The following is a 26,141-nucleotide window of genomic DNA, read 5'->3' as shown; positions in this document are numbered from 1 at the left end:
CGGAGGGGCCGCACCATTTTCGACGAGGCAGCTGAGCGAAGACTGGCAAAGACAGATAAGCTCCCGTTTCTATCGACGCGACACATCATCTTGTGGAGGACATATGTGGGTTCGGTCAGGTCTGCTCGCCGCGGTGAGCTGTGCCCTCATTCCGTTCGGCGCCGGCATACCGGTTGCCAGCGCCGAGGAGTCGACCTGCGCTGCGATCGACCAAATGTCGAAGGCGGTCGATGATCCGGCCAACAACGGTCCGATCGTCACCGAGGCCCTGATGTACATCCGCGGCGACAATCCCGCCTACTCCGGGCTGGACCGTCAGGTCGAAGCCGTCGGACAGGCCCGCGACATGTGGGGGCGAGCCAACGATGGCGTGCGGGCCAATCTGGACGGTGTCACCGAGCCCGGCGCTCGCCAGCAGCTCACGGCATACGCCGACGGCCTGAGCGGTGCCTACGACCTCGCGGGGGCATGGCTGGCCGCCACCCCGGAGGTGCGCTCCTCCCCTGAGATCATCGATCGCGGTGCCGCGGTCGGCGGCCTATTGTTCGACGGCGTCAACAACTTCCACGTGCTGGCCAACATCTGCAACGGCGGCCGTCACTAGGCGTGCGACTCAATCCAGCCGAGGCACGCCACCGCTTCCAGACGGCGGCGGTGGCGCGGCTGGCGACGGTCAACGAGTCCGGTGCGCCGCACGTAGTTCCGGTGACCTTCGCCATCGCTGACGACACCATCTGCTGGGCCGTTGATCACAAGCCGAAGTCACGCAACGATTTACAGCGACTGCGCAACATCGCCGCGAACCCTGCGGTCAGCTTCCTGGCAGATCACTATGACGAGGATTGGTCGGCGCTGTGGTGGGTGCGTGCCGATGGCATCGCACGGGCCCTCGATACGCCGGACTCCACCTGGATTAACGCGCTGGCCAACAAGTATCGGCAGTACCGCGAGACGCCACCAACGGGCCCTATGGTGCTGACCGATGTCTCCCGGTGGAGCGGATGGGCCGCTTCCCCCGTGTCGGCCTGATTACTCCGGCCTGATCCCGTCGCGCTCGCAGTCAGCCAGCAGTAGCCGCTTGATGACCTTGCCGGTCGACGTACGCGGCAGAGCCTTGACGAAGTACACGTCACGCGGCACATGGAACTTGCTGAGCCGGTTCTTGATGAAGGCGCGCACCATGTCTCCGTCCAGACCGGCATCCTTGTGCAGCACGACGAATGCCGACAGCCGCTGGCCGAAGCTGTCATCGGACGTCCCGACGACGGCCACATCGGCAACCTGTGGCAGGAAAGCCAACGCGTCCTCCACCGGCCGGGGGAAAACGTTTTCACCGCCGGAGATGATCATCTCGTCATCGCGACCGTCGATGTACAGACGCCCGTCGGCGTCCAGGTGGCCCAGATCACCGGTATCCAGCAGACCGTTGACCGACGCCGGTGACGGGTCGGCCACATACCCGTCGAACAACATCTCATTGCCGACGAAGATCCTTCCCGTCACACCGCGCGGCACCGGACGCCGGTCGGCGTCGAGAATCGCGATGGTGGTGCCCAGCGGCGGCCGACCCACGGTGGTGGGAGCGATCGCGAGATCTTCGGGATCGGCGATGGTGGCCCAGGACACCTCTGTGGATCCGTAGAAGTTGTAGAGCACGTCACCGAATGCCTCGGTAAACCGTTGTACCAGTGAGGCATTCAGCGGCGATCCACTGCAGGCGACGAGCCGCAGGCTCGATGTGTCGTACCTCTGGCGCACCTTGGCGGGCAGATCGACTATGCGCTGCAGCATGATCGGGACGGCGATCAGCGTGGTCACCTTGCGCGTCGCGATGGCGCGCAGGCACTCCTCCGGATCAAACTTCTCCTGCAGGATCACCGTCGCCCTCAGTGGTGTGCTGATCTGCAGGCAGCCCAGTCCCCAGGCATGGAAGACGGGGGCCGAGATGAGCATGGTCTCGTTCATCTTCATCGGCATCCGCGACAGCATCGCGGCGATGACGGCGAACCCACGCGGGGTCGGCCGCAACGCTCCCTTGGGTGTTCCCGAGGTTCCGGAGGTTTGCACCACCTGGTGGCCGGGCCGGGTGGGTGGCAACACTCCCGGCCTGTCGGCTACCACGAAATCATCCAGCCCGCGGCGCCCGTTGATGGCACTGCGGCGGCCCGTGCTGACGAGCTCGACCTCCCAGGGCACGTACCTGACGAGTTCGTCCAGATCGTCGTCGACGAACACCTTGGTCAGATTGTTGCGTGCCACAGCAATCTGGATCTGAGTTGCTGCCAACGCGTTGTTGAGCAGCATCACATCCACCCCGAGCATGCCGAAGGCAATCAGACACTCGACCATGGCAATGTTGTTGCGAGCCAGCAGGCCAATCTTGGAGGTTTCGTTGATGCCGTCGCGCATCAGACCGGTGGCCATGCCTTCGGCGCGCCGGTCAAGTTGCTCAAAGGTCAGCTGTCCGGCGTCATCGGCAATCGCGAGCTGCTTGGGCGCGCGTGCCGCAGCCGCCGCGTATCCGCCCTGGAGGGTGAATCCCCACCGCGCCAGTGAACCCAATTGACGAAGCCCGCGATCGGGGCGCGGGATACGCACCACACCCACCCCGATCATCAGCCGGGCGATGCTGACTTGAATATTTCCGTTATCGCCCATGTTCGACACGTTGGAAGTTGACGCGCCGGACAGGTAGTCATCGATTCTGTCCAGCCCGTCCATCAACCATTGGTTGACGGCCACGCTCGGCTTCTTGATGCCAGCGGGTAGGACGGAAGCCGCCCGCAACACCGTGATGCGAACCCGGGTCTGTGCGGAGCGTTCCTCGAACAACCGCACGGAGATCAGCCCGTCGTTGTCGACCCCCTCGATCGCGAAGCTCTCCTTGGTGTTGCTGAGAATCAGGCGCACACGGGCCTTGGTCTTGGTGGACAGCACCAGGTACTCAGGGTCAGGTCCCGTCTCGGTGCTCTCGATCAAGGTCTCGCAGGAACCGACCCCGGTAAAGAACATGGGGTACATGTCGGGTGAGCTGATCAGCTCCCACACAAGCCCGCGCGGGTGCTTGAGCAACTTGTCGCAACTAATTACATCAGCGACCATAATGGTAGTCCTACCTGGGGTTTTCGGTCATGCACCGCGCGAGCGTACCCGATGGCGCGCATCACTGCCCAGGAACTGTTGTGGTTCATGTCACTGACGTGACCAGATTGCCGAGCAGCGGGCCGGGCGAACCGCCGGCAACCTCGACAGGACATGTCTGATCGGCAAATCGGCCGCCGCCCGGCGAACGGTCCCGCCCCGGGGTTCACTCACCCAATCCGCCGCCGAGCCACTGGCAACTACATGAAGGAGCCGCGCCTAGATGTGCGGGGCCTCGCGGATCTTGCTGCCATCGTTCCCGAGCGTCTTGCAGTACATCGTGACCGAGGTGCGGGTCGCGGAGATTTCCAGGTTCGACGCGTCACGCCCGCTCTGGTCCTTGAGCATCTTGCTCACCGCATCGTTCTGCTTCTGTTCCTCGGCGGCGATGAAGTTCTTGCACGTGGTGTCGCCACCCTGATTGATGACACCCGAGCACCCCGTCACGAGGGCGACTGCCACGAAACCGGTTACAGCCAAAACCTTCACAGCGCTCATGCGGTGACAGTAACTCATCGCCGAACCCAACTCCGGCAAGATGTACGTTGAGCCGGAGATAGGGAGGGTCATGTTCCATCTGTTCAACGAGCGCTCACGCCAGGTCATCGTGATCGCACAAGAGGAAGCACGCGAACGGCAGCACAACTACCTCGGAGCAGAGCACCTCCTGCTGGGTCTAGTCGGAGAAGGAACCGGGCTGGGGGCTCGGCTGCTCGCGACGGCCGGAGTTCGTTTTGAGAACGCGACCCGGGTGATTCAGCTGATCGTCCCGTTAGGGCAGGAGCCACCGACGGAGAAAATGCCGTTCACGCCGGGAGCCCAGCGGACCCTCGAGCTGGCGATGACCGCGTCGACAAGCAGGCGGCAGACAGAGATCTGCACGGGACACCTGCTGCTGGGCCTCGTCGACGCCGCCGATCCCACCATCATCCAGATATGGGAGAAACTCAGCGTGGATGTTCTCGACCTCTGGGACAACGTCCGGGCGCACCTGGACGAGAACCTCGGCGACTAAGCGCGCACGGGCCGTGACTGCGCGACGATGCTCTTCTCACCCGCGCTCGCGGCCCGCCGCAGGGCCCCGTACTCGCCGATGTATCCGGCCACGCTGCCTATCGCGGGCAGCATTCCGAGATAACGGAAGATCGGCTTGGGTTGCGGCCGCTTCTCCAGCTCGCCGGCGATGGCCCGCAGAATGCCCGCGAGGTGCCAGAGGGTGCGGGCGAGTGCGAACGGCGACCAGCTTCGCGGCGTCTCCGGTTCCTGATCATCGGCACCAACCAGCGCCTCGGCACCGAGGGCGCGACCGCACAGCACCTTCGCAAGCAGCCGGACCTGCTCCTGGTGGTCGTCGATCCCGAGTTCACGGGCGATGGCGACCAGCACGATGGCCTGGTTGGAGAACCCCAGGAGGTCCTGCACAGGCAGCCGGGCCGCGAGCGCGCCGAAAATCCCTGGGAAGGCGACGAATACGGTGTTCACGGCACCGACGCGCTGAACCCACCAGTGCGCCTTCCCGCGGGTGTCCAGCTGCTCCCATGCCTTCGTGCCGGGGGTAGTCGCCGTGTTCAGAGCACAGGCCAGCGCGTCCAGGGCCTTGTCGACGAGTCCGTCGCCGGCGCCCAATTCGTAGGTGCGTTCCTTGAGGCCGAACGGATCGGACTGCGCCAAGACGGTAAGCACCGGGTTGATCACCCGGACCGCGCGGCTCAAAGCGTCGGCGATATCGGCATCGGTGAGCACAGCATTAGGTAGCGCGATGAGACCCATGCGCCCATCATCTCGCGCCAGACATCGACGCGCGCGGCGGGGACCAACTCCCCCGAATTCAGATCGTCAAATCGCCACGGCGTGAACGTGTTCGGGCGTACTGTGCCCTCAGCACAACCAGATAAGGACGGGCAAGGCTGACCCATGGCACTCGCAGCAACTCTCATCACCGCCTGCACCACCGCAGTCGGCGCGACGGCATTCGGCGCTTCACTCGCCATCACCCCGCAGCCGCCGGACACTGTCCTCTACGTCATCAGCTCCGATCGCCCGATATCGGCGATCACGTGGAGAGACAGCCTTGGGCACATACGTGAACAGCCCGTCGATGGCACACAGCACACCTGGGCCTGGACCTTCACCAGCGATATCACCGATCCGCCGTATTTCGTCAGCGCCCAGTCCGCCGGAGCGCCCGTGACGTGCCGCCTGGTCATCAACGGCAAGGTCAAGGTCGAGAACACCACCGCGGGCCAGGACTCGGCCGCTACCTGCCGCGGATAGCCCAGGCGCGGTCGGCCGGTGCCAGTCCCGTTGTGTACCCAAGCGCCGACAACTTCCGAGAACTAACCCCTGATCAACCTCTCAACCCTGACACCGACCCGCGAACTATCTTGTCAAGCAATGATTGACGTCAGATGTTTTGTCAAGTATTCATTGACGCATGTCTAGGTCAACATTCACAAAGACGGGTCAGCAGTTGCACCGCCAGCTCGGCCAGATCTTGGCTGCCCCAGTTCTGCGTGGCGAGAACGATCCACTGCAGTTGGTGCGTGAAGCACACAAGGTTCAGGAGCTCGCTGAGGTGTTGATCGGCGCGGCGGTTCAGCAAGCGCGCGAGGCGGGCCGAACATGGCAAGAGATCGGCGAGGTGCTCCGCGTATCGCGTCAGGCCGCGTTTCAGCGTTATGGAAAGCCGATTGATCCGCGAACCGGTCAGGTCATGACTGTCAGTCCACTTCCAGAGGCCGGCGAGCTGGCCAAGATGGTTATTGACGATCTTGCCCATAGCCGATGGGCTGATGTCAGCGCCCGCTTTGACGCCATAATGAGCGAGCGGCTCACCGATGAAGGGCTTGCCGAGGCGTGGGCTCACATTGTGGGGTTGGCCGGGACCTACGAGAGCCACGGGGACACTGACGCTGTGCGCATCGGCGACGTCACTACCACCAACACGCCCTTGAGCTTTGAGGCCGGCGAGTTCGTCGCTCGCATTACCTTCCGTGACGATCGAACTCTTGCCGGGCTGTATATCCTCGACCCCCAGGCAGCTGGTGGAGTCGCTCGCGATGTGAGTCCGTAAGGCTCGCAGGCGATGTGAGGCATCCGCGCGTGACTAGTCGCCGGGCGGCGCGGTCTTCCCAATTCAGGGCAAAAAATACCCCAGGCCAGAGGATGTAAATCCTCTGGCCTGGGGACCTAGTAGCGGGGACAGGATTTGAACCTGCGACCTCTGGGTTATGCAACGGACTCTCGCGCCAGTTCCCGACACTCCCCCATTTTCTCACGGTTACCTGCCCTGATGTGTCTGGCAGAGCGTAAATCGCAGGTCCGGAAATCGGAGTTGCTCGGACATAAATACCGAGTAAATACCGACTGTACCGCGTTATATCACATCTCTCTGGCGCTATTTAGCGTTGCATTACGTCGTCTTGTCGTCTTACTCGCCATCCCGACCCGCGAGGGGGCTAGGCAGCTCCACGGGGCTTCACCTGAATCTCGCCCGTCTCCCACGCCCTCACGGCTCGCTGCTCGGCGGCTTCGTGCTGCGCGACGAACTCCCGCAACATCATCGCGTCGTGCCGCAAGGTCGCCGTGACCGCCTGAACGTTCGATTCCGCGCGATCAAGCACACCCGACAGCGCGCTCCCCAGCGGCTTGAACACGGGGGCTGTTCGACCATCCTTGGTGTACATCGAGCCCGACCGCGCGACCGCCGATTCCACCTTGTTCCGATGAGCTGCCAAGCCCGCCTCCAAGTCGTCGGCACGCCCCTCTAGCTGTTGCGCGAAACTCAACAACGCCTCGGGGTCAACCTGTAGCAAGTCATCCACGTCGGACCTCCCTCACACTCCCGAACTTCCCCGCGTTCTCGCGATCCTGATCTGCCAGCCCCTCGGCTCCACCCGCACCAACCTCGGCCACCCGAGCCAGCTCCTCCAGACTCTTCCGAGTCTCCGCAATCGCGTTCTCCAAGATGGCCGCGTGACCCGCTCTCATCCCCACCGGGTTCACCGTGGGCAGCCCTGCCGCCGCCGACCGCGCGGAAGTCGCAGTGGTGCGGTGCATCTGGACTACGGGGTCTCCAGTAGTCGCAATCATCACTTCTTTCCTTTCTTCTGGTGGTGCGGACTCACCCAGCTCGTCACCGTGTCGGTGTCCCACGGGGATCCCGCCTCCTGGCCTTCGGGAGTCACTGTGCCCGCCGCCTCCTTCGTCGGACGGCGCTCCCCGCCCTCCAACTGGTCGGGGGTCATTGAACATTTCCCAGCGCCGCCAGGGCTTCCCGCTGGCACAGCGCCATGCTCGACTCTCGGGCCTCCCCGAGCACGTTCAACACGTGCAGAAAAGCGAGGCTGTGGCCCAGCTCCGACGCCCATACTTCAATTTGCGCTTCGATGTGAGCCGCCCGCTCGGCATGCCGCGCATGCGCTGCGAAGTATTCGAGTTCCTGCTCTTCGTTCACTATTTCTCCTTACGCTGCTTGACTTCTCGACTGCTGGATGGACACGTACACGGCATCGGCCCAATGCCCCCGTGACATCGACTCCGCTGCATCGGCCAGGTGCCACCTGGCCAGAACATCGCGGTATCCCACTGGCTGGGTGCCGACCCACCGCGCGGCCCGAAGCCGAGCCGACTCGACATCAAGTTCTCCGCACCCCGCACTCCCCAGTGCCGCACGAGCGAACAAGCTCATAGCCTCATCCGCGCCCACCGAGTCGTCCCCACGAGAACGCCCACACACCAACAGTTCCCCCGCTTCCACGAGCGACTGGAACTCCTCGGCGGTCTGGCTGTTCCCCTCGCCGGGAACGGTGCTCAGAAGACCCTCGATTTCCCAGTTGAGGGGAATGAGGCTGGTGAGCTTGTCCGAGACCATGAGGGAGCCATCGAGGTCGTGAGAGCTTGGACTGCTGGGCATCTCGTCCATCGGGAGGACTTCGTCGGGCAGGAGGACTCCCTGCGGGTGGATGGAGATGGCGTCCGACGTGGCATAGACGGTGCGGTGTTCGAATCCCCGCCTGATGCTGGCTACCGCCATGGGTTGAGCCCATCCCGACTCCTCGAACTGCTGTCGGATGGTGGCCAGCACGCGGTGCAGGCGGGCCTTGTCATCGGACAGCTCGGAGATGAATAGTACTGGCGTTGGGGTGATCTCGGGCTTCGGGAGGTCGAGGGACGGAGAGAGACCGTACGTCCTTTGGAGCCAGGCTGCGTCCACCACGGGACCGCGTGGAGCTGCGGGTACTGGGCTCGGTGGAGCAGGGGTCTGGACTCCTGGTGCGGGTACTGCTGGTGTCCCCTGTGACACGGAAGGAGTCTGGACGACGGGTGGAGTTGGGAGACTGCCGATTGGGCTGAGTCCCGAGGGAATTGGAGTTGGACCCGAGATACCAGGAGTGAAGCCTGTCCTTGCGGGAACCTGCGGTGCTGGTGCGGTCGGGTCCGTGGGTGTCGTTGTAGGGAGCTGGGTGCCGCTGGCCGCGCTGGACACGGCGGTGGCGATGGCCTGTGCCGCCGTGGGCAGATCAGGGAGCGGAATGGACGGGACTCTCGGCAGGACTGTGCTTTTAGGAGCCTGGTGCTGCTCGGGGGCCTGATGGGCTTGCTGCTGGCCTGCGGAGGTGGTGCCGTGCGAGGAGGCGGAACTGGTGCTCGGTGAAGACGGGGTGCCCGATGGGCTGGCTCCCGAGATGAGATTGGAGAGAGTCGGGTTCACCGTGGGAGCGGGAGACCCTTGCGTGCTTGGCGATTCGGCACTCGGTGAGTTCACGGCACGGGGCATCTCGGGGAGCTGGTGTGGCGCGGGCGCGGGCGCGTGATGGTCTCCCGTATAGGAAGCTGCGGACACGTGAGGATCAGGGCGCTCGGGAGTTGGCTTTGTGGAGACACTGGTGTAGCTGGGCGTGCGAGATGCGCCACGATCACCGATCAGGGAGTGCCCAATGCTGTCAAGTTCGGTTGTCAACTTGCTTGCGACAGAGGCGATGTCCGCCCGATACTTGTCGGTGAGTTCAGTTGACGATGGGGATGTGGGTGTGCCCGACAGCTCGGAGTTCATTGCGTCTCGGATTTCACTTGTTCCCGCGCGGACGAGATTCGCGATGTGCTTCTTCGCCCCTCTAATCTTGCCCGCCGCATCCAACATCCACCCTGAGACTGTCTTATAAGTCACGCTCTGTTCGTTCAGATACGTTGCCGCACTGGCGTATCCACTAGAAACACTGTCGGCGGTCTTTCCCTTCATCCCATCTACAGTTTGTTTCTCAGCGTCACTTGCGCTTTGAGCCTGCGTCTCTGCTGTTGTTCCAGCGTTATCCGCCACCGTCTCGGCCACGTGGTAAGCACTTTCACTTTCCACAGGCCAGGAAACACCCACGAGAGAAAACGGGTCGATGGGCTTCTCGACATCAGGTTGTGGAGCCACGGTCAGGAACATCCTTCGGGATAGGTCTTGTCAACAGGGTCTGAAATGTCATGGCCTAACTGAAGTTCATCACGCAGGTGACGCACGTACTGGTCGAATCCGTCGAGCATGGAACGGTCACCGGGGAGGTTGGCATCAATAATGTCTGCCCGTGTCGCAGCCAATTCCTGTGTCAACCAGCCCAGCTTGATACGAACCCAGCTCACACTCGCGGGGCTTTTCACGCCCGCGAGCTGTCTCGCCACGGTCTCATCACTTGGAAGCGCCAGTCCTGCTGGAGCGGTCAGGTTTCCACCAACAAGCCGAGGGCACGGCGGTAGGGGATGAGTCGCCCACACCTGCGACACGTCCACCAGGCTCCGAGCCGCGACTGAGCTGCTCGTCTCTCCCGACGTGCTCGGCCCCGAGGGGGTGGGGTGCGAACACCCCATCACCCCGATACTCACGCTGGCCGCGACGGCCAGGGCGGCGAGTTTTATTGTGCCCGTCCGGGATTGATTGTTCTTCATGTGAACACGCTACTTCCCTGGCGCGAGTCCAGGGCTGGCCGAGGGAGCCCCACCCTTCAGATACTCGATACGGAAGCCCTGCGGAGCCTTGCCCTGCAAGGCCAGGCCAGAGTCGGTCAGCTCGGCCTTCAACGATGCGCGGCGCTCGGAGATGACACCCTTGAAATCGGTGATCACGCCCGCTGGATTGTCCATCTGCGCGTTCCCCTGACGAACCAAAAGGGCGAGGTCGCGCTTCCCTGCGAGAGCCCGCATCCTAGCGTCGTAGACGATTTTCTCGGCCTGCGACGGGTCAACGCCAGCACCAGGGCGGTTCATGTTGAAGATGGCGCAAGCGTTGTCGTTGAGCCAGTTGTTCCCGATGAGACCGTGCGGGTCGGCAGGACGAGAAACGTCCGCGCACTGCTGCTCCCGTGGGAACGGCTGCGCCCCGTGCTGGGTCTCGGGAGCGCTGTCATGCCCGCACGCGGACAGACCGACCATGGCGAGCACTGCCGTGGCCGCGATGATGTTCTTCTTCATGTTTCTTCCCTTTCTTCATGTGGTCGGTCTGGTGAATGTTTTGTCCGGGTAGATGGTCTTAGGTGACCTGCTGGCGGAGCGAGCTGAGCAGGTTCCCCGCCGCTGGTGATGCGGGAGCTGCGGGAGCCTGGACATGCTCGACGGCGCGGGGCTCCTCGTCCAGCTCGTCGTCTTCGTCCTCGAAGTCGTCATCGTCGGCCCAGTCGTCGTAGTCCTGGACATCTCTATCGAAATGGTCCATCACTTTCACGGTGTCTCGTCGGCTCGCACCGATAGCGACGACGAACGAACCGACGCACACCAACCAGCCGACCACGGCGACCACCGCCGCCCAGGCGGGCGCGGGATGGTTCGAGAGCGCCACGCCCGTGCCGATGATGCCCGCCACCAGCCCCACGAAACCCATGGGGCCGTAGCGGTCGGCGTGCTGGTCGTACCTTTCGTCCAGCGCTCGGGCGACCTCGAACGGGACTTCAACTTCTCTTTCCATGGTCTTCTCCTATGCCACTTCAGATTTCATGTACAGCGTGTTCCACTCGGATGCCCGTGCCGTAAGCGTCCACCCATCGGGCAGGCGTACCTCACTCAGCGCCGCGAGAGCCGAGTTTTCAATGCTCTTGCGAGTCGGGATCCCCGCGATGACAGCGGCCACGGCTGCCACTCCGACTGTCGTCAACCGGAAGCCTTTGTCGTCTGGGTCGCCAGGACACCAGGCGTCCTGGATAGCGCGTTCAAGTGGCTCCCAGTCGCGCGGTGGATATTTGCGTCCAGCGCCGAGCAGCCAGTCCACAAGATTCATGGATGCCACTTCGGCTACGGGTATCCGCGCTTCCACGAGCCGTCGCTGGATTTCTCCCGCAAGCATCATTCGCCGAGGACCAGAGTCGTCCTTCTTTTGGCCGCGTGGAGCACCCATCGTCGGCTTCATCATCACAACGAACTCGGGAATCCCCGATTTGAGAACGCTTTCCATCGTTTCGTCAGCAGTCACCAATGTCCGAGCAACCTGGCTCATCACGTCGAAGTTGTCGATTCTCGGAGCGCGCACGAACCGCGTGACGGGGGCGTCCCGCCCTTCGACGAACGCGCACACGGACACGCCAGTGACTACGGCGTCGAGTCCAACAACGAATCTGCTCACAACGAAAAACCTTCCACTTCAGTCTGTTCCGTCTCCTCGTCGGTCTCGTGCGCGGGGGGCGTGACAGTGCTCTCAGTGCTGTCGTCCGTCTCGGGCGCGGTGGGACGTGACACCACTTTTTCGGTCTTGCCGAGAAGTCGTGCAGCCACACGGCTCTGGTCAGGCACAGGCTGGTGCTGGGCCAGCTCGGCGTCCAATTCGGACGGTTCCTTGTATCCAGCTTGGAACAACACGATGCCGTGGCCTTCAGTCTCCATGACGCCGCGCCCCTTCGTGGACATCATGATTTCCGTGGGGTCAGGCGCACCGGGTGCTTGACGGCCAAGCACCGTCACAGCTTGTTCCGGCGTGCTCACACGGAAACAAATCTTGAGCGCGGCGTTGTCCCTGATGACCGTAGGGACCGAGACCGAATCTGGCTTTTGAGTCGTCAAGACGACGACGATTCCAGCGCTCCTGCCTTTCTGCACAAGAGTGCGAATCAGCTTGATGCACTCGGCGGCGATGGCTTTTTCTTCTCTGTCCATACCGCTCGTGTCCGTCCAAGTTTGGACTTCATCGAGGATGCAAAACACAGGCCGAACGCCCAACTGGGACTTCTGCTCGGCGGTCAGATTCCAAAAGTTGTTCGCTCCCAGCACTTCGTACATCGCCTCGGCGCGAGCGGTGCGGAGAGCGTCGAGACGGCGCAGCGTTTCCAATGGAGCCCCGATGTCACCCGTGCGGTCGTACGTGCTCGAAATGTGCCGAAGCGGGTGAAGGTCGAACCCCGACTTCCCATCGAACACATGCAACTCGGCCTGCCCAGACATACCCGCGAACACGGGCAAGAGCGAAGCTGTCTTGCCCGACCCAGGCACGCCGCCGACCACGAGTCCCGACGAGCCGTTCCACGTAATCCATGCTTCGTCACCCGACTCGGTGATGCCGAGCAGGCTCCTGCCCCGCTCCGCGTCGAACGTGCCGCTCTCGGGCACGGTGCCCGAGAAGGGGTCGATGTCGTTCGTGTGCAAGACGACCGAGCCGCCCTCACCGTCCGAAATCCTCATGTTGTCGGCATCCAGCCCACTGGCTTTGAGCCCCGCGCGGAGCGCGTCAATCCGAGAGTTCCAGTCCCTCGCGCTCTTCCCGGGCTGATGCCCGAATGTGAGCCGCAGCCCCGTCCGGGTGACTCGAACGTCCGACAACGAGGGCACAGTCGTCGTCGTGACTTTCCGCTCAACGACCCCGTACACGCCCTGCACCTGCTCCGTGCTGGTGCTCGTACTCGTGATCCCCGCGCTCTCCAACACGTGCGAGAGCCAGTCGTCGTTGCGCAACAGCTCAAGAATCGAGTAGCGTGCGGCGACTTCCGGGAGAAGTGAAATCGTTTGGTCGCTCCATCCCACGAAGCTCGGGTCATGCGCCAATTCGGGCAACTCAGCGGCGAGCACAGCAGGGGCCAAGTCGGACTCAGCAACCCCGCCACCCGCGCGGAGCACCAGGAGTGGGCCACCGTCACGAGCCTCGATTCCGACTCGACGAGCGAGTCCAGATGGCATGGAACTCTTCACGTGCCACACCCACGTGGGCGGGCGTCCATAGCCCGCGCCGCTGTACCGCGTGAGTGGCGTGCTCAACACGCGGCGCTCCTCCGACGCGGCCTGGCGCGTGATTTCCGCGACGGCCTTCTCGCCGTCCTGACGCGCTCGCAGCTCAATCGTGGCGAGCTTCTCGGACAACTTTTCGTACTCTTTTTCCGCTTCACGCTCGTCGCGGTCGAGCGCGTCCAGACGCGCATCCTGGGCCTTGATGTTCCGCTGCCACATAAAGTCTTCGCGCCTTTCAGCACGCCTGGCGGCGAGGGCACGGCGTTGCTGGCGACTCATGCAATCCACCTCGCGGCTTGCTCACGCTCGACGCGCTGAACCGCGTTATCGACGTTCTTCTGCGCCTGACGACGGGCGCGCTCAACGGTGGCGCGCATCTCCCTGTTGGCCTGGCGCTGCGCGGAATTGACCTCCGACTGAACCTCGACGCGGGCACTCCGCGCGGCCACGGGGCGAGCCCGCTCCACTCGGAGGGACTGGCGGGATTGCAGGCTCATCCACACGAGAAGTCCCGCACCGATGAGCATCCCGAAGCCCACGAGCGGGTAGTCACCGAGTAGTCCGAGGCCGAAGAGGGCTAGCAGACCAGCCGCTACGAGCTTGCCCATCTGCCTCACCTCCTTGACCTCCGAGGGGCTTTGCCGAGACCCCACTTCTTAATTCGGCGGACGGGTTACAGGAGTTCCGCCGTTAATAAGTCTAATCAAATACTTTGCCCTGTCAACCCTTGACTTCATCAATTTCGGTGTCTACCAGTGCATCCCGTTATGTTGGCATTAACAGTTACGTTTGCTGGTGGTGCATAAAGTGGCCGCTACCTGGGGAAATGCGGAGGACGAAGAGTTCGAGAGGCATGGCAATTCGGGTGTTTCCGCAGTTCAGAGGACTGATTGAGATTTCAGTGCATCGACTGGAAACCCCAGGTCACAGGGGTTCTCGACCATCCAGGACGTTCGCCGCGAGGTGTGCGCCGTGGCATCGCCACGGTGTGCAGCGAGCATCGAGCGGGTGCTTGGGAGGTGAGTCGGTCTTATGGATTGGGAGAGCTGAGCGCCGAGTCCCGTTATGGCGCTCCAGAATTGGGCGTTCAGGGGGCCTTACGCGGGGCGTTACGAGAGGGCCTGGGAGCGAGGGTTCGAGTGAGGCTCGAATACGTGAGAAAGGGGTTCTCTAGCTGGCTATATAGAGCAGTGCCCGTGCCGAGAATCGAAGGTCGCGGAAATCTTACGGGCGGTCTTACGGGGGTGCTTACGGGTCGTCTTACGGGGCATCTGACGCGCGGCCTTACGAAATGGGGGTTCCGATGGGTTCGAGAGGGCGGGCAAACGGGCTCAGGAGACCGCTTGGAGGCCGTGACGGCGCTGAGCCTCGGCAGCCTCCAAGGTCTTCGTGATGACTGAATGGTGCACCCCGAGCTTGTCCGAGATGACGTTCTTCCGACTCTCCGACTCCGACATCGCGAGGATCCGAGCCACCGTGTCCACGGGTTGTCTCACTGCCTTGCTCCCCACGATTCTCTCGGCCAACGCGACCAGTTCTGGCGCGTCGGAGCCCTTCTGTGCCGCGTTGGGAGACGCGCTGCGCGGGGTGTTGGGCGCGTCCGTGGAGACGGCGCGCGACGCGGGACGCGATGCGTCGGGCGCGCTTGAGGTGATTGGGCGCGGCGCGGCGGGCGTCGCGGGACGGTTGCTGACCTGGGGTTGCGCGGTGCGGGGTGCTGGCGCGCCGACCCTCAAGCGGGCTGCAAGGGGCGCGGTCAACACCAATCCCCGTGTAGCGCCGAACACGCTCAGGTCGATGACAAGCGGCGCGACCCATGCGAGTTCGGCGGGCACTCCGAGGGTCGCGGTGAAGGAGTAGATGCCGAACGCAGACCAGCCGAACGCGCCCATGGTGACGCCCCAGACGACGATGGACAGGAGTCGGTCTGACCGTTCAGAGCCGAGCATGCGGCTCAGCGTCGGGAGCCCGTGGACAGCCAGCATCAGGAGTGTTGGGGGTGCCGCCGCCCAACCGATTGCGAGCAGTTGGGCGGTTCCGGCTGGAACGGTGAGCCAGGCATGTCCGATGTTTCCGCAAACACTGAGCATGGTGGCGATGGTGAGCCAGAGCCAGAGAAATCGGCGGTCGGCCTTGAGCGTGTGAGTGACCGCTTGGTGCTCTGCCTGCTCGGCTTCTCGGCGGGTGAGGATGCTCATGGGGGCAATTGTTGTTGCGCTGGAGCGGGTTTCGCTAGTCATCGTGTGTCACGTCCCCGCTGTTGTTCAGGGCTTCCTCGACGACCCGCTGGACAGCGAGCAGAGCGCGGTAGGTGGTCATCTCCACCGCCTCGCTCCCGAGGTGCGGGGTGCAGTGGGAAACGAAGTTGTGGATGGACTGGCTGACCTCAACTACCACGTGCAGGTCTTCCGGCGGCATAGTCAGGTGCTCGGGCTCGATGGTCTGACAGGCGAGCTGCACGGCGCGCGGGAGCGCGGGGAGATCAGGGTAGGGGTCGTACTGCATGTCAGTTCTCCTGTCCGTACGTGCGCCAAATGTTCGTCCGGGTGATTCGTTTGTCCAGCTCGGCGCGGAGCCGAGCGACCTCAGCACGCAACTCCTCGACGGCGGGATCCCCGCCTTGTGCGCGGGCCTCGTTCTCGGCACGCTCGGTCAGTTGGTCGAGGTTGAACGGGCGGAACCGTGCCGAGGGGCCGACTGCGTGCAGTAGTTCCTCGCGGGCCGACTCGAAGACGGCGGTCGGCGCGGGCTTCGTGCTTCCGCCCGTTCGGATGATCGTGTATCCGTTCTCCCGTGTGACAGTCGGCGTGGCCGAGGGGGTGGGAGCCGTCTTGGAGACGGGAGCCCTCTTGGGAGCAGGAGCCGAAGGAACGGGTGGTGCAGGCTTCGGTGCGGGAGGCGGGGTGGTGCCGCCTCCGCGAGGATCGGTGTTCCCGCCCTCGTCGTCGTCATCGTCATCGAGTGGCGGCGGAGTCTTGGCGACGCTCGCGAATCGAAGCTCAGCAGGCAGCTCGCCCCACTCGGCTTCGAGGTTCGGCGACAAGTTGAACTCAGGCTTCTTGGACACCTGACCTTTGCCGACGACGACCCCGGGAATCTCCAAAATCTGTTTCTTGAAATTCCCTTGTAAGAGCTTCCCCCGATGCCCCGTGGCAGCCGCCCACGCCTCGTAGAGCGTGTACAGGCTCCTCACTTTCAATCCGTAACCCGCCCGAATCGTCTTGTGCTCGTCACCCTCTCGGGGTGCAATCCAGCCCTCGCCGCCGATTTTCCACAGCCAACAAGCGTCGTGCAGGAAGGCGTGCACGGACGACACGCGCTGTTCGAAGTCCGTCAAGACGATGCGCCGGGGCGGCAGGAACTTCCCCCGTGCTTTCCGTGCTCGCCACGCCTCGATGAGGCGGTTCAGGATGCCCGGCAGCTCCGCTTCTAGTCGTCCGGGGAGAGTCTCGTCCTCCGAGCCCTCCTTGCTGTGCGGGAAGCTCACAGGCACTACGCGAGCCATGAAAGCTCTGCTCCGCTCGCCCACTGTAGGCAGCGTGTTGCCCGAGAAGACGGGAAGAGCTTGGTTGATGAACGTGAACCGCTTGCCGTATTTCAGATTTGCCGTGATCGGGTCTCGACCTGTCAACCTCTTCAAATTGGAAACGCTCGGCACGTACTCGTCAGACACGTCCGCATCGATGTTGATGCGCTTCCCATACAAGTCGGCAATCGCGAACTGGTCACTCTCCAGGTCTTGCATCTTCATGCCACTCGTGGCGCCGGGTCCGACGAGCTTCACTAACAACTCCAAAAAGGTGGACTTGCCCGACCGCGTTGGGCCGAACAGGAAGGGGCTCTTCTCCGGAAGCCGTGTGAAGTCGAGGACTTGTGAACACACGTCGAGCAGCACATCAGATTGGTCTCGACCTTTGATTGTCGTGGACTCTGAGAGCCACACATCGAACGTCGGGCAGGTGGCGGACGGGTCATACTTCACAGCGAATCGCGTAGTCATCAGATAGCTCGGAGAGTGCGGAAGCAGCTCCCCGGACTCCAGGTGGACGACTCCGTTTTCGACGCAAAGGAGCGGTTCATCGAACAGCGGTGACTCTCCGAGAAAAGTGCGCGCATCACGCAAAACAAGTCCACGAGAGTGACACAGACCGCGCAGACGACTCGACAGGTTCGACACCTTCCCCGTGTCGTACTGGTCAAGGAGCAAGTCACCAATCATCGACTCGATAGCGGCGTCGGAAACCTCGTACACACCGCCGCTGTAGACCGAGAGGCCGCTTGCGCCAAGAGCTACTGGTGTTTCCGTGGTCAGGAGGTGCTTGGCTACTGTGTCTACGCGCAGTTTTCCGCCGGGGCTGAACATCCACTCCGAGTTGTCACCGTTAGGGTTGCCCTCGCCGTCGATGACCCGCAGAGCGGGCTTCGGGCGCTGCTCAGCGGGCTTGGTCTTCGCGTTCTTGATGAGCGTCTCTAGGGTCAGCTTGCGCTGGCGCTCATCGAGCGTGGACAAGAAGTCATCAATGCCCGACTTACCCTCGCCGGGGCACCGCAGGAACTTCACCGACGCAGCAGTCGGGGACAGTCGGGACGCCAGCTTCTCACCCGCTGTATACACGTTGAAGTTCACCTCGGCGTCCGCGTCCAGCAGGATGTGCACTTGCTTGTTCGAGGTCAACTGCACGAGTTCCATCGGAGCTTGCCACCCGTCACGCGACCAGCCCGTGCACCCCGGAATCTGAATCACGGAGGTGTTCATGTCGATGGCGCTCGCGACACTGTGCCCTTGTTTGGTGCCTTCCACGATCAGCACCTTCGAGCCACTGCGCTTGAGGATGAGCCCATACCTGATGCCCGAGTCCGAGCGCATCAGGTACTTCTTGACCCGCCCCGTGTCGGGGTCGGTCAGCGGCTCGTCGAGGCGCAACTGCCACTCGATACTTCCGTCCTTGGTGCGCCACCCGAACAGGATTCCCCTCGGGCGCACGATGTCCTCGCGCTCACGGAAGTAGTCAGGGAGGTCGGCCTGGGTCTCCACGGAGCGGATCAGCGGAGTGGCCTTCAGGTACGCCTCGGAGATACCACTGGATACAAGGTATTCCAGGTGGTCGGGGAGCAGGGTCTGCCCGACCTGCTCGGTCGGTGCTACGATCATGTCATCGGGCAATGCCATTGGTCTGGTTCCTCTCGATATCGAGCGTCCACCCCGCCAGGTGGGCGCTCATTTTTTGTCTAGGCCGAAACGGGAATGTTCCTGGGCCAGAGCCGCTCTGCGTCCTCGGGGTCAATGAGGTAGACCCGCCGACCGCCGCCGATTTCCAACTCCTCGGCAGGCAGACGGCCTTCGGTGACTGCTAGGAGCACGGTCTGCCGTGCCTTTCGGCAGCGCGCCGCGATGATGCTCACTCCAACTTTTCGTCCCATATCACTACATTAGCTGTCTAATGGTCAGATGACCAGGTAAATCCAGCACTATTACCGTCCTGAAGTGCTCGAACACTCCCCCTGTTCGATAAATAGAAGCACTCATTGAGTTAGCTGGCTGAGGAGCTTGCAGCCCTGCACTCAGAGAGCGCGACCAGACCGACACCCACGCCTACCTGTGGTGATGCGGAAATCCGTTGTCTCGCAGCATGTTTCGCTAAACATAACAGTCACAAGGGATTTCACTTTGCCTAGCCGTAACACCCAGACCGCACATGGAGGCGAGAAGGCGAAGGTCACGATTTGGTAACGGGCACACGGTGCGGATCAGTCCTAGTGCCGAATCCGTGGCGGATTGGGCACTAGATTGGGCACTAGAAAACCCCATCTGACCTGCGGTTTTATTTCTAGTGCCCAATCGGGAAAAAAATGGGCACTAGGAAAAGTGGTCTCTGACCTGGGCTTATATGACCGCTAGTGCCCAATCTGGCAGTTATATAGAGAACAAGGAAATTTTTTCCCAGTGTTCGAGGTGTGAGTGTGTGAGATGCCCCGTGCGATCACTCCCATATAGTCCTCGTGGCCTGAAATCGGGATATTGGACACTGGCGGGCATATAAGCCCAGTTCAGCGGGTGTTTTTCCTAGTAGCCGATTGGAAACGCGAGACCATGGGATTGGGCACTAGCGGCATATAAGCCCAGGTCAGGCGCGGTTTTTCTAGTGCCAAGTTTCACGGGCCTGCGGTTCTGGATTGGGCACTAGCCCGACACAGGCCACCAGACACTCGACACCTCCCCACCCTCCCACCATCCAGCCCCGCCCCGAACCCGCAGGTCACGAGGGGCCAACCTAACGGCCATGTCGGATGCACCGGACTCCCCCACGAGAATCCCTGACCAACCCTTGTCGAGTCCCCAGCACGCCGCAGGGCCTCGTGTCCATCCACCTCGACCTCGCTGCCGCCGAATCCCAGAGAAACGCCGTGAATCTATGTCGCACTGACGTTGATGGTTGCTACTCGCTTGCCCAGCGGCGTTAGGCGAGGACGCTTTCTTACCTGCACGACCAATCCAATGCTGTGCAACTGTGCCAAGAGGGACTCACTATCGGGGAACCGCTCGTCGAGGCGGGCACGTTCGTAGCCGTTGGCGTGTAGCGCCAAGAAGTCGATCAACTCTTGAATATCCGGGCGAAACACCGACAACGCCGCGCTCTGTTGCCTGAGCGCTTCACCCGCCTCCCAGAACTGAAGTGTCATCAGATGCGCGGCAAGGAGAAGCGCGGCTGCGGCCAGCAGCATCGGCACCGTGAAGCCCTGCTGCAGTCTGCCGATGTACTCGATGGAGTCCCAGATAGCTTGTGGCGCTGTCGTGATGAATCGCCTCGACAGCGACGCTGACTGCAGTACCGCGAATATCGCACCAATACCGCAGATGCACAACAACCCTATGCGAGTAGCCTTCGACAGAACCGCGATGACCTTCTTGCCAAACGGAGTCTCGGCCTTCCGGTAGCCCCACGCCACCAGCCCGACCATCACACTGGCCACGGTCATCCAGTCACCCACCGACAGACCCATTGCCGTGATGGTCTCGTTGGCTGCACCCAACTGCGCCATGAAGAGATAGCCACTGACCGCTGTCGCAACACCTGCACCCAACAGCCCGACCCATCCGAAGAGAGGCTCCAGACGGGCGTTGACGAACACCGAGTCCTTCGGCTCCCAGACTGCGGAACCACGAGGGGTGCGAAGAGCCTTCACCAGAGCCCACATGACCACGAGGATGCCCGCAAGCAGCGCCACCGCCGCCACGAGCGAGGAACCAATCGCTGGACGCGGTGGCGCGTGCCCGCCCTCCGCGAAGCCGCCAAAGATCCCGCTGTAGTACGTCCCGCGCACGATGTCGCCATGTTCATGGAAACCGCTCAGAGTGCCTACACCCGCCCGAGGTGGACGCTCCGTGGTCTTTGCAGCACAGACGTACTGACTTCCGCGCGGTTGGCATTGGTCTATCACCAATTCAATCTCGGTGCCGAACGCATCAGCGACACGAGGTTCAAGCACTGCCAGCCCCACAGCGCTAAATGCCAGCATCCCCGCGATGGCATAGAAGAACAGAAGGTAGAAGATAACACCTTTGATAAGCCGCTTGCGGAACGCCCACATCACCCACAGAACAAGCACCGAGTTGTAGACAAAGTTCAGGACAGGCTGCTGCAGCTCACCGTTCCAGCCGAGCAACTTCACAACTGCCATCAACGCCAGGCAGATAACCGCAGCAGCGGCCACCCCGATACAAACCCGAACAGCGGTGCTCGCACGTCCAATGTCCAACATGCACTGACGCTAGCGTCAGCGTCCGACATCGGCTCAAATTGATGTCCCCGCCATAGCGCTGCTAGCCGCTGTTACGCTCGCCGAAACACCAGCACCACAGGGGGCGTCGATGATCAAGCACACGAGAACAGCGGCCATTCTCGCCACGGCTGCCGCGAGCCTCGCCCTGGCACCCGTCGCGGTCGCTGATACGCAGATGTCTGGGCACTACACGGAGACCACGACCAATCGCGAAAGCGTCCAAACCATCACGAATCACTGGTTCTTCACCCCGTGCGGCGACGGCTGCGCCACCGTGCAGCTCTGCGACAACGCCAAACGCGAGAACTGCGAGACCGCCAAAGCGCAGCTATCAGACGGTCGCTGGAAGATGGACGTGTCCGACATCGACGTGGGCTGCCCGGACGGCTCCACCATCCCCAAGGCCGCTCACTTCCACTACGAATGGAACCCCAGCAGTCTGGCCGGAACAGGCGAGGGAACACGCGAAGGCCCGGGATGCCCTGGGCTCGTCACCCCGGCCAGGGCCATCACGGACATCCAGCTCAAGTTGGTCTGACGAGCGACTGCACCGATCCCCGCCCGTCAGCTCGCAGACTGACGAGCATGCTCCGCTAGGAGTGCGAACACGGCGAACTGTTGCAGCAGAATTCCGCACTGGTCACCTGGCGTGAGACTCGATAGGTCAGGAACCGCTTCGTTGCCGCCATAAACATCCCGTGCGATCCCGACCCCCATATCAATCGACCCCAAGGGCGGACTCCCCTCGGCTATCTCGGCGATCCTGCTTTTCGCCGTCTCCCAGAACCCGTCCGGAATCCGCGTGCCGGGGAAATGCTTATCGAAGCTGTCCTTCGCCGTCTTCGACGCGAACACACACAAGTTTCCGAACTGCCCCATGGTGTAGTAGTGCGCCAGTGTCGGCGGGTCGGCAATCCGCGACAGCGACAAGAACTCCATGGCGTCAGGATCCGTAGCGATGCGCTCAATCTCCTGCTCGATGTACCCGTAGACCTTGAACGGCATCAACATGAAAGTCCCATCCTCGAACTGGATGGAAGTGATGTCAGGGTTCTCATCGTTGGCGTCGGCAGTGTCCATGTGTTCCCCTCGAATTAGCGTCCGCGTATCAAGGTCACCGTATCGACGGGAGGGGGCACCACCAAGCACGACACACAACCCCATCCCAACCCACCGGACACTCCCCGTACACCCGCACCGCTAAGCCCCAGGTCAACCCATATCCCCCACCCGTACACGGTTTCCGGTGTCCGGGTGCCGCTCCCGTACACGCACACCCGCTGACCAGGCAATGTCGAGTCCCCACAGGAGCAAAAGGGCTGGTCAGCCAGGTTACAGGGGTCGATAACCTAGAGCACCGTCCGGGCGCCGGCCGAGACCCCGTACGGTAAAAGGGCTGGTCAGCGGGATTTCGACGGGACGGGTGTCCGGGGATGCACTGGACTCTCTACACGGGCGAACCTTGCCCCTATTTCGTCAATCAAACAGTCGTCAATTGACGAAATAGGGCTCCATCATCTGAGGTAGATGTCACACCCGACAATCCTCTTAGTCAGATTGAGAGAATAACGACGCCGCAAACCTGGCGGCTTCCTCGTATGCATGAATCGCCGCCGCACGATTACGCGGCTCTGCAATACCCTCAATTTGAGGATCGTACGCTTGCAATCCCACACACGATGACACTGCTTGAGCGATACCATACATAGCGGTAATGCGAAACTCACCGCCGCCTGTCCTATAAGGGCATGATAACGACACCCCATATGGAGAATAACCGAATGAAATCGCGGTGGCCTCGTCGTCCAAGGCGAAACCACCGCCACACTCTGAGTACGCCGATGCGGGTAGTGCCGTACGCGCCTGCACTAGCACCCCATCAAGCGCAGCCGCTAATAAGTGCTGCTCCTCGACGGGATAGATACCGTCGAACGATTCCACCCAGTCTTCAAATACTGTACCGACTCTGGGAAACCAGAAATTAATATCATATGACACGAATCACCCCGGAAAGTAAGTTACGCCGACGCAACATCATCCAGCAATACGTTAAGAAGTATCCTCCGACTATCCTCACGAAGGTCTCCCTTTACGATTCGCTGACCCAGCATCGCAATAATTCGCCCATAATCAACATTATAGTTCTTGTTCGGTACATTATTGAAACCCGAGATTACCGGCGTTTGGTAAGCGACGTCTTTTTTACTTCTAGTCCACAACACCCAATGAAGGTTGGGCTTGCGTTTCCGAAGAATTTCGCCTAAATAAGCTTTCATATCACCCACCACCGAATACCACTCCGAAGTCAGGCCACCTGGCCAACTCTCTTGGTCTGGGTCAGGCTCTGCTCGATCCACGAACCAATCATTCAACAATGCAACGGATTCATCCGTGAAGTCCAGTTTCGGCCCGTCATTTCGCGTTGTGAGCCGATTTAACATCACAATCCGCTCATCGAGAGTGCTTACAAAATAATCGAAGTCTTTCATCGCGTCAGCACGCGACCACTGGTATGGCGCGCCAGCAACCACCACGCCAGAATCGGGTAATTCGTACCCCGTGAAATCAGTTTCTTTACCACTAATCGACATAGTTCTAAGCAATCCTCCATGGAATACCCGCTTTAGCAAGAGCGTCCACAAGCGGCTTCGTAGGCCCGACAGCTCCAGTAGTTCCGCTCTTAGTAAAGACCCACTCCACAGTATAGCCTTGTTTCATCAATTCGACATCTTTATCGATTTGAAGACGAGTTGGAGCCGAACCTGTTGTGGTAAGGGACGTTCGCCCCAGCTTGACTTCAACTGCATGATTTCCGTCGAGTATATCGATACGGCGATCTCCCAGTTTCGTCTGCTCAGTTACTTCAGTACGGGCATTGGGATGATACCTATTCTTCACCATGTCGCGTGCGGCGTCGCCTGCTGCTTTGTTGGCTGTTATCAGTGGGGGTGGTTTTTTGGGTTCTGCTTTTTTGATTACTTTCAGTTTGGTTAGGAGGTTTTTGATGGCGTCGCCTGCTCGTTTTGCGGTGGCGGCGATTGTTCTTGCGAGTTCGATGAGGCGTTCAATGATTTTGGCGCATCGCCCGGCCATGACGGTGGCGCGCGCTGCCATGGCAGCGTTTCCCCAGATTTCACCGCCCACCTCGAACAGGATCGCAAATACCACTTCCCCTACCGCGAATTCAATAGCGAATTGTTGCAGCTCGTTTTCAAGTTCACGGTGGGCATCTTCGATTGCTTGCGCAAGATCGTTGCATGATTTTCCCAGGTCACTCAGGGAGGTCTGTAGTTCAGAGTATTTTGTCTTGAGGTCGTTGAGATAGGCTATGGCCAGGGGGATTTCGGGAGAATCCTGGGTTTGCAGATGATCGATAGCGGATTGAATAGAACTCTGATGTTGACCGATACTGGTGGCCGCACCATTCCAGGCCGTGCCCGCCTCCCGCAGTTTTCCGGGGCTGCCATTGGGCCAGATGTATCCCACTAGACTCTGGATCGCGTCCCATATTTTCCCCAGGATTCCGCTCGGACCACCAGAATCGGATCCCTTGGCCGAGACATACGGGCACACCATGAGTGCCTTGCTTCTCGGAGGTGGGGCGGGCGCAGGATCAACACCTTCTCCGCTGGATGCCGCATTGGCCGCTGCGTGGTTGGTTCCGCTGACCTTGATCGCATCGGAGCTGTTGCCCAACATGTCCACGAGGTCGCCGATCGCATTCAGCGCGTCATAGGCCGCCGAATCGTAGCCCTCAGCGAACGTCTCAGCAGTCTGATCGGTGCCCGCCATCCCGTTGAGTCCACCGATTTTCCCCAGCAGCGAGGTAAGGGCCTTATTCACGTCCCCCGCTGCCGTATCTACGGTCTTGGCAGCTTGGGCGTACACAGCGGGATCAACCTCGACCACCTGAATATGCCTCCCCGATAGTAGGCTGGACCGCCAGAGAGCAAGCGTAAACGATGGTTACCTGACCAGCCAGGCAACCTGGAACTTCGGAAGGCTTCTTACCATGGTGGTACCTGGTAGCGGGTCCGGCGACGTGCTGTATCTGCAGTATGCGGGCGTGATCGGCTCCGCCAAAGACATCGATGATGCCAACACCGCAATCAAGACACTGTTCGACCGTCTTAAGACCGAGGGCGATGAAGTGGTCGGAGGATCCTGGACCGGCAGTGCCGCCAGCAAGCTCGATGAGGGTTGGCAGCAATGGCAGGAAGGCATTCACAAACTGGTCCTGGCCCTTGATCAAGCCACCTCGTGGGCCGCAGCCGCTGCGACAAGCCTGCACGAAGCTAGCGAAAGGCTCACCTGATGGCCAGCGGCGGAGATGACGCCTACAAGGTGGACCTGGAAGCACTAGACAACTTGATCACTCACATGGATCAGTTCACCAAAGGCACCGATCACAACGTCGAACTCATCGACGGCTACGTGGCCACGATGCCCTGGACCGGGGAAACCGAACGCGCCCACAAAGCCTGGCAAGCCCAATGGCGCTCCGGCGTCGAAGACCTGCAAGAAGGGCTGCGCAAGATCCGTGAGGGAGCCAAAACCGCGCACGGCAACTACACCGGCGCGATCAACGCCAACCTGAAAATGTGGGGCGGCTAAACCAAGAGGCACCGCCGCCTGTCTCATGTGCTCTATCGGCTCCGTGTGCGCCCGAACGGGTCTGCGCCCGGATTCCACTCTTCCTCTTCCCAACCTTCGGGTGGAGTTTGTTCCTCGCGTTCACGGACCGCACGCGGCTTCGGCGCGTGCAGCGCCCCCGACAACCTCCCGAAATCCTCATCGAGCACATCGAACATCCCGGCCAACTCTGGATTAGCGTCGGTGACCTTCGTGATCTGCTCACGCACCTGCGCCACCGCCGACTCACACGCCTGCACATACGCGGCCTCGATCCACGCCGCCAACCGATCCGCACGAGGAGGCGCAGACTGCGGGGTCAACTCCAATTTCAGCAAGCGGCCCTGCGCCGAAACCGTCACCTTGCCCACCCCGCCAGAGACCGCGTGCCCACCCACCCGCGC

33 protein-coding genes are annotated in these 26,141 nt (G+C 61.5%); 9 read left to right on the top strand and 24 right to left on the bottom strand.

The window, feature by feature from the left end; genetic code table 11:
- Nucleotides 1-103 precede the first annotated feature (103 nt).
- Together B4394_RS10200 and B4394_RS10195 are read left to right on the top strand one after the other, a co-directional pair.
- Nucleotides 104-604, top strand: coding sequence for a hypothetical protein (locus tag B4394_RS10200; protein ID WP_078314947.1), 501 nt, complete (start codon nt 104-106; stop codon nt 602-604).
- A gap of 2 nt (nt 605-606) precedes the next feature.
- On the top strand, nt 607-1,029 hold the full coding sequence (locus tag B4394_RS10195; RefSeq protein ID WP_078314946.1) for a TIGR03668 family PPOX class F420-dependent oxidoreductase: 423 nt from the start codon (nt 607-609) through the stop codon (nt 1,027-1,029).
- Here the strand turns inward: B4394_RS10195 and B4394_RS10190 are convergent, their stop codons facing one another.
- Both B4394_RS10190 and B4394_RS10185 read right to left on the bottom strand, forming a co-directional pair.
- The gene (locus B4394_RS10190; RefSeq protein WP_078314945.1) at nt 1,030-3,102 is read right to left on the bottom strand and encodes an acyl-CoA synthetase; all 2,073 of its coding nucleotides are present in this window, start codon (nt 3,100-3,102) and stop codon (nt 1,030-1,032) included.
- Between the two features lie 258 nt (nt 3,103-3,360).
- Nucleotides 3,361-3,657, bottom strand: a complete 297-nt coding sequence (locus B4394_RS10185) for a hypothetical protein (protein ID WP_078308771.1) — start codon at nt 3,655-3,657, stop codon at nt 3,361-3,363.
- Nucleotides 3,658-3,709: 52 nt separating this feature from the next.
- Here B4394_RS10185 and B4394_RS10180 point away from each other — a divergent pair, with 52 nt between their 5' ends.
- Entirely contained in the window at nt 3,710-4,156 is a 447-nt protein-coding gene (locus tag B4394_RS10180; RefSeq protein ID WP_139360093.1) for a Clp protease N-terminal domain-containing protein, read from the top strand.
- Here the strand turns inward: B4394_RS10180 and B4394_RS10175 are convergent.
- Nucleotides 4,153-4,932 carry a hypothetical protein gene (locus B4394_RS10175; RefSeq protein ID WP_078314943.1) on the bottom strand — a complete coding sequence of 260 codons (780 nt, stop codon included), beginning with the start codon at nt 4,930-4,932 and terminating at the stop codon, nt 4,153-4,155. The genes B4394_RS10180 and B4394_RS10175 overlap by 4 nt on opposite strands.
- Before the next feature lie 123 nt (nt 4,933-5,055).
- Between B4394_RS10175 and B4394_RS10170 the strand changes: the two genes are divergently transcribed.
- Nucleotides 5,056-5,415, top strand: a complete 360-nt coding sequence (locus B4394_RS10170) for an MmpS family transport accessory protein (RefSeq protein WP_078314942.1) — start codon at nt 5,056-5,058, stop codon at nt 5,413-5,415.
- A 160-nt stretch (nt 5,416-5,575) separates the two neighbouring features.
- Entirely contained in the window at nt 5,576-6,214 is a 639-nt protein-coding gene (locus tag B4394_RS10165; protein ID WP_078314941.1) for a DUF3887 domain-containing protein, read from the top strand.
- A 385-nt stretch (nt 6,215-6,599) separates the two neighbouring features.
- Here the strand turns inward: B4394_RS10165 and B4394_RS10160 are convergent, their stop codons facing one another.
- The 5 genes from B4394_RS10160 to B4394_RS25705 are packed head-to-tail and all read right to left on the bottom strand — an operon-like array spanning nt 6,600 to nt 8,356.
- Nucleotides 6,600-6,965: a hypothetical protein gene (locus B4394_RS10160; protein ID WP_078314940.1), complete on the bottom strand. Its 366-nt coding sequence runs from the start codon at nt 6,963-6,965 to the stop codon at nt 6,600-6,602.
- Entirely contained in the window at nt 6,958-7,233 is a 276-nt protein-coding gene (locus tag B4394_RS10155; protein WP_078314939.1) for a hypothetical protein, read from the bottom strand. Before B4394_RS10155 ends, B4394_RS10160 begins: the two co-directional genes overlap by 8 nt.
- Complete coding sequence (locus B4394_RS25355; protein ID WP_176138296.1) at nt 7,233-7,388, bottom strand: hypothetical protein; 156 nt, start codon at nt 7,386-7,388, stop codon at nt 7,233-7,235. Before B4394_RS25355 ends, B4394_RS10155 begins: the two co-directional genes overlap by 1 nt.
- The gene (locus B4394_RS10150; RefSeq protein WP_078314938.1) at nt 7,385-7,597 is read right to left on the bottom strand and encodes a hypothetical protein; all 213 of its coding nucleotides are present in this window, start codon (nt 7,595-7,597) and stop codon (nt 7,385-7,387) included. Before B4394_RS10150 ends, B4394_RS25355 begins: the two co-directional genes overlap by 4 nt.
- Before the next feature lie 9 nt (nt 7,598-7,606).
- Complete coding sequence (locus tag B4394_RS25705; RefSeq protein ID WP_286142021.1) at nt 7,607-8,356, bottom strand: hypothetical protein; 750 nt, start codon at nt 8,354-8,356, stop codon at nt 7,607-7,609.
- A 403-nt stretch (nt 8,357-8,759) separates the two neighbouring features.
- On the opposite strand from B4394_RS25705, the gene B4394_RS25700 reads away from it, so the two are divergent.
- On the top strand, nt 8,760-8,957 hold the full coding sequence (locus tag B4394_RS25700; RefSeq protein WP_286142020.1) for a hypothetical protein: 198 nt from the start codon (nt 8,760-8,762) through the stop codon (nt 8,955-8,957).
- A 607-nt stretch (nt 8,958-9,564) separates the two neighbouring features.
- On the opposite strand, the gene B4394_RS25695 is transcribed toward B4394_RS25700, so the two are convergent.
- The 11 genes from B4394_RS25695 to B4394_RS10095 all read right to left on the bottom strand — a co-directional run bounded on the left by B4394_RS25695 (nt 9,565) and on the right by B4394_RS10095 (nt 21,084).
- The gene (locus B4394_RS25695) at nt 9,565-10,071 is read right to left on the bottom strand and encodes a hypothetical protein (RefSeq protein WP_286142019.1); all 507 of its coding nucleotides are present in this window, start codon (nt 10,069-10,071) and stop codon (nt 9,565-9,567) included.
- Nucleotides 10,072-10,080: 9 nt separating this feature from the next.
- A complete protein-coding gene (locus B4394_RS10135; RefSeq protein ID WP_078314936.1) occupies nt 10,081-10,593 on the bottom strand; it encodes a hypothetical protein in 513 nt (170 codons plus the stop codon).
- 58 nt (nt 10,594-10,651) lie between these two features.
- Nucleotides 10,652-11,083, bottom strand: a complete 432-nt coding sequence (locus tag B4394_RS10130) for a hypothetical protein (RefSeq protein WP_078314935.1) — start codon at nt 11,081-11,083, stop codon at nt 10,652-10,654.
- A gap of 9 nt (nt 11,084-11,092) precedes the next feature.
- Nucleotides 11,093-11,734, bottom strand: coding sequence for a hypothetical protein (locus B4394_RS10125; protein ID WP_078314934.1), 642 nt, complete (start codon nt 11,732-11,734; stop codon nt 11,093-11,095).
- Nucleotides 11,731-13,602: a hypothetical protein gene (locus B4394_RS10120; RefSeq protein WP_078314933.1), complete on the bottom strand. Its 1,872-nt coding sequence runs from the start codon at nt 13,600-13,602 to the stop codon at nt 11,731-11,733. The genes B4394_RS10125 and B4394_RS10120 overlap by 4 nt, the downstream gene beginning before the upstream one ends.
- The gene (locus B4394_RS10115) at nt 13,599-13,931 is read right to left on the bottom strand and encodes a hypothetical protein (protein WP_132935509.1); all 333 of its coding nucleotides are present in this window, start codon (nt 13,929-13,931) and stop codon (nt 13,599-13,601) included. Before B4394_RS10115 ends, B4394_RS10120 begins: the two co-directional genes overlap by 4 nt.
- Nucleotides 13,932-14,654: 723 nt before the next feature.
- Nucleotides 14,655-15,521, bottom strand: a complete 867-nt coding sequence (locus B4394_RS10110) for a hypothetical protein (protein WP_078314931.1) — start codon at nt 15,519-15,521, stop codon at nt 14,655-14,657.
- Between the two features lie 34 nt (nt 15,522-15,555).
- Nucleotides 15,556-15,828, bottom strand: coding sequence for a hypothetical protein (locus B4394_RS10105; RefSeq protein WP_078314930.1), 273 nt, complete (start codon nt 15,826-15,828; stop codon nt 15,556-15,558).
- 1 nt (nt 15,829) lies between these two features.
- The gene (locus tag B4394_RS10100) at nt 15,830-18,493 is read right to left on the bottom strand and encodes a phage/plasmid primase, P4 family (protein ID WP_078314929.1); all 2,664 of its coding nucleotides are present in this window, start codon (nt 18,491-18,493) and stop codon (nt 15,830-15,832) included.
- Between the two features lie 59 nt (nt 18,494-18,552).
- The gene (locus B4394_RS25135; RefSeq protein ID WP_139360091.1) at nt 18,553-18,744 is read right to left on the bottom strand and encodes a hypothetical protein; all 192 of its coding nucleotides are present in this window, start codon (nt 18,742-18,744) and stop codon (nt 18,553-18,555) included.
- A 990-nt stretch (nt 18,745-19,734) separates the two neighbouring features.
- Nucleotides 19,735-21,084, bottom strand: coding sequence for a hypothetical protein (locus B4394_RS10095; protein WP_078314928.1), 1,350 nt, complete (start codon nt 21,082-21,084; stop codon nt 19,735-19,737).
- 109 nt (nt 21,085-21,193) lie between these two features.
- Here B4394_RS10095 and B4394_RS10090 point away from each other — a divergent pair, with 109 nt between their 5' ends.
- Nucleotides 21,194-21,643 carry a hypothetical protein gene (locus tag B4394_RS10090; RefSeq protein WP_078314927.1) on the top strand — a complete coding sequence of 150 codons (450 nt, stop codon included), beginning with the start codon at nt 21,194-21,196 and terminating at the stop codon, nt 21,641-21,643.
- A 26-nt stretch (nt 21,644-21,669) separates the two neighbouring features.
- Here the strand turns inward: B4394_RS10090 and B4394_RS10085 are convergent, their stop codons facing one another.
- From B4394_RS10085 to B4394_RS10075, 4 genes are all read right to left on the bottom strand, one after another.
- Nucleotides 21,670-22,185: a hypothetical protein gene (locus B4394_RS10085; RefSeq protein ID WP_078314926.1), complete on the bottom strand. Its 516-nt coding sequence runs from the start codon at nt 22,183-22,185 to the stop codon at nt 21,670-21,672.
- A 468-nt stretch (nt 22,186-22,653) separates the two neighbouring features.
- On the bottom strand, nt 22,654-23,103 hold the full coding sequence (locus B4394_RS25130) for a hypothetical protein (protein ID WP_139360090.1): 450 nt from the start codon (nt 23,101-23,103) through the stop codon (nt 22,654-22,656).
- 20 nt (nt 23,104-23,123) lie between these two features.
- A complete protein-coding gene (locus B4394_RS10080; RefSeq protein WP_139360089.1) occupies nt 23,124-23,696 on the bottom strand; it encodes a hypothetical protein in 573 nt (190 codons plus the stop codon).
- 4 nt (nt 23,697-23,700) lie between these two features.
- Nucleotides 23,701-25,014 carry a WXG100-like domain-containing protein gene (locus tag B4394_RS10075; RefSeq protein WP_078314924.1) on the bottom strand — a complete coding sequence of 438 codons (1,314 nt, stop codon included), beginning with the start codon at nt 25,012-25,014 and terminating at the stop codon, nt 23,701-23,703.
- A 103-nt stretch (nt 25,015-25,117) separates the two neighbouring features.
- Here B4394_RS10075 and B4394_RS10070 point away from each other — a divergent pair, with 103 nt between their 5' ends.
- Both B4394_RS10070 and B4394_RS10065 read left to right on the top strand, forming a co-directional pair.
- Entirely contained in the window at nt 25,118-25,420 is a 303-nt protein-coding gene (locus tag B4394_RS10070; RefSeq protein ID WP_078314923.1) for a WXG100 family type VII secretion target, read from the top strand.
- Entirely contained in the window at nt 25,420-25,719 is a 300-nt protein-coding gene (locus B4394_RS10065) for a WXG100 family type VII secretion target (RefSeq protein WP_078314922.1), read from the top strand. The genes B4394_RS10070 and B4394_RS10065 overlap by 1 nt, the downstream gene beginning before the upstream one ends.
- A gap of 32 nt (nt 25,720-25,751) precedes the next feature.
- Here B4394_RS10065 and B4394_RS10060 read toward each other — a convergent pair.
- Nucleotides 25,752-26,141 (bottom strand): YbaB/EbfC family nucleoid-associated protein (locus tag B4394_RS10060; RefSeq protein ID WP_078314921.1); only part of this gene is annotated, 390 nt, incomplete at its 5' end.

The sequence above is a fragment of the Mycobacterium sp. D16Q16 genome (assembly GCF_002013745.1).
GTDB lineage: Bacteria > Actinomycetota > Actinomycetes > Mycobacteriales > Mycobacteriaceae > Mycobacterium.
Note: the sequence above shows the minus strand (reverse complement) of the source record. Positions and strands in the feature narration are given on the sequence as shown.

What these genes read in the sequence shown, in the direction of transcription:
- B4394_RS25355 (WP_176138296.1), bottom strand. Translation starts at nt 7,388, where the DNA reads ATGACCCCCGACCAGTTGGAGGGCGGGGAGCGCCGTCCGACGAAGGAG.
- B4394_RS25695 (WP_286142019.1), bottom strand. Translation starts at nt 10,071, where the DNA reads ATGAAGAACAATCAATCCCGGACGGGCACAATAAAACTCGCCGCCCTG.
- B4394_RS10080 (WP_139360089.1), bottom strand. Translation starts at nt 23,696, where the DNA reads ATGTCGATTAGTGGTAAAGAAACTGATTTCACGGGGTACGAATTACCC.
- B4394_RS25135 (WP_139360091.1), bottom strand. Translation starts at nt 18,744, where the DNA reads ATGGGACGAAAAGTTGGAGTGAGCATCATCGCGGCGCGCTGCCGAAAG.
- B4394_RS10190 (WP_078314945.1), bottom strand. Translation starts at nt 3,102, where the DNA reads ATGGTCGCTGATGTAATTAGTTGCGACAAGTTGCTCAAGCACCCGCGC.
- B4394_RS10110 (WP_078314931.1), bottom strand. Translation starts at nt 15,521, where the DNA reads ATGAGCATCCTCACCCGCCGAGAAGCCGAGCAGGCAGAGCACCAAGCG.
- B4394_RS10070 (WP_078314923.1), top strand. Translation starts at nt 25,118, where the DNA reads ATGGTGGTACCTGGTAGCGGGTCCGGCGACGTGCTGTATCTGCAGTAT.
- B4394_RS10095 (WP_078314928.1), bottom strand. Translation starts at nt 21,084, where the DNA reads ATGTTGGACATTGGACGTGCGAGCACCGCTGTTCGGGTTTGTATCGGG.
- B4394_RS10180 (WP_139360093.1), top strand. Translation starts at nt 3,710, where the DNA reads ATGTTCCATCTGTTCAACGAGCGCTCACGCCAGGTCATCGTGATCGCA.
- B4394_RS10065 (WP_078314922.1), top strand. Translation starts at nt 25,420, where the DNA reads ATGGCCAGCGGCGGAGATGACGCCTACAAGGTGGACCTGGAAGCACTA.
- B4394_RS10135 (WP_078314936.1), bottom strand. Translation starts at nt 10,593, where the DNA reads ATGAAGAAGAACATCATCGCGGCCACGGCAGTGCTCGCCATGGTCGGT.
- B4394_RS10115 (WP_132935509.1), bottom strand. Translation starts at nt 13,931, where the DNA reads ATGGGCAAGCTCGTAGCGGCTGGTCTGCTAGCCCTCTTCGGCCTCGGA.
- B4394_RS10100 (WP_078314929.1), bottom strand. Translation starts at nt 18,493, where the DNA reads ATGGCATTGCCCGATGACATGATCGTAGCACCGACCGAGCAGGTCGGG.
- B4394_RS10155 (WP_078314939.1), bottom strand. Translation starts at nt 7,233, where the DNA reads ATGATTGCGACTACTGGAGACCCCGTAGTCCAGATGCACCGCACCACT.
- B4394_RS10200 (WP_078314947.1), top strand. Translation starts at nt 104, where the DNA reads ATGTGGGTTCGGTCAGGTCTGCTCGCCGCGGTGAGCTGTGCCCTCATT.
- B4394_RS10105 (WP_078314930.1), bottom strand. Translation starts at nt 15,828, where the DNA reads ATGCAGTACGACCCCTACCCTGATCTCCCCGCGCTCCCGCGCGCCGTG.
- B4394_RS10165 (WP_078314941.1), top strand. Translation starts at nt 5,576, where the DNA reads ATGTCTAGGTCAACATTCACAAAGACGGGTCAGCAGTTGCACCGCCAG.
- B4394_RS10120 (WP_078314933.1), bottom strand. Translation starts at nt 13,602, where the DNA reads ATGAGTCGCCAGCAACGCCGTGCCCTCGCCGCCAGGCGTGCTGAAAGG.
- B4394_RS10085 (WP_078314926.1), bottom strand. Translation starts at nt 22,185, where the DNA reads ATGGACACTGCCGACGCCAACGATGAGAACCCTGACATCACTTCCATC.
- B4394_RS10170 (WP_078314942.1), top strand. Translation starts at nt 5,056, where the DNA reads ATGGCACTCGCAGCAACTCTCATCACCGCCTGCACCACCGCAGTCGGC.
- B4394_RS10090 (WP_078314927.1), top strand. Translation starts at nt 21,194, where the DNA reads ATGATCAAGCACACGAGAACAGCGGCCATTCTCGCCACGGCTGCCGCG.
- B4394_RS10185 (WP_078308771.1), bottom strand. Translation starts at nt 3,657, where the DNA reads ATGAGTTACTGTCACCGCATGAGCGCTGTGAAGGTTTTGGCTGTAACC.
- B4394_RS10130 (WP_078314935.1), bottom strand. Translation starts at nt 11,083, where the DNA reads ATGGAAAGAGAAGTTGAAGTCCCGTTCGAGGTCGCCCGAGCGCTGGAC.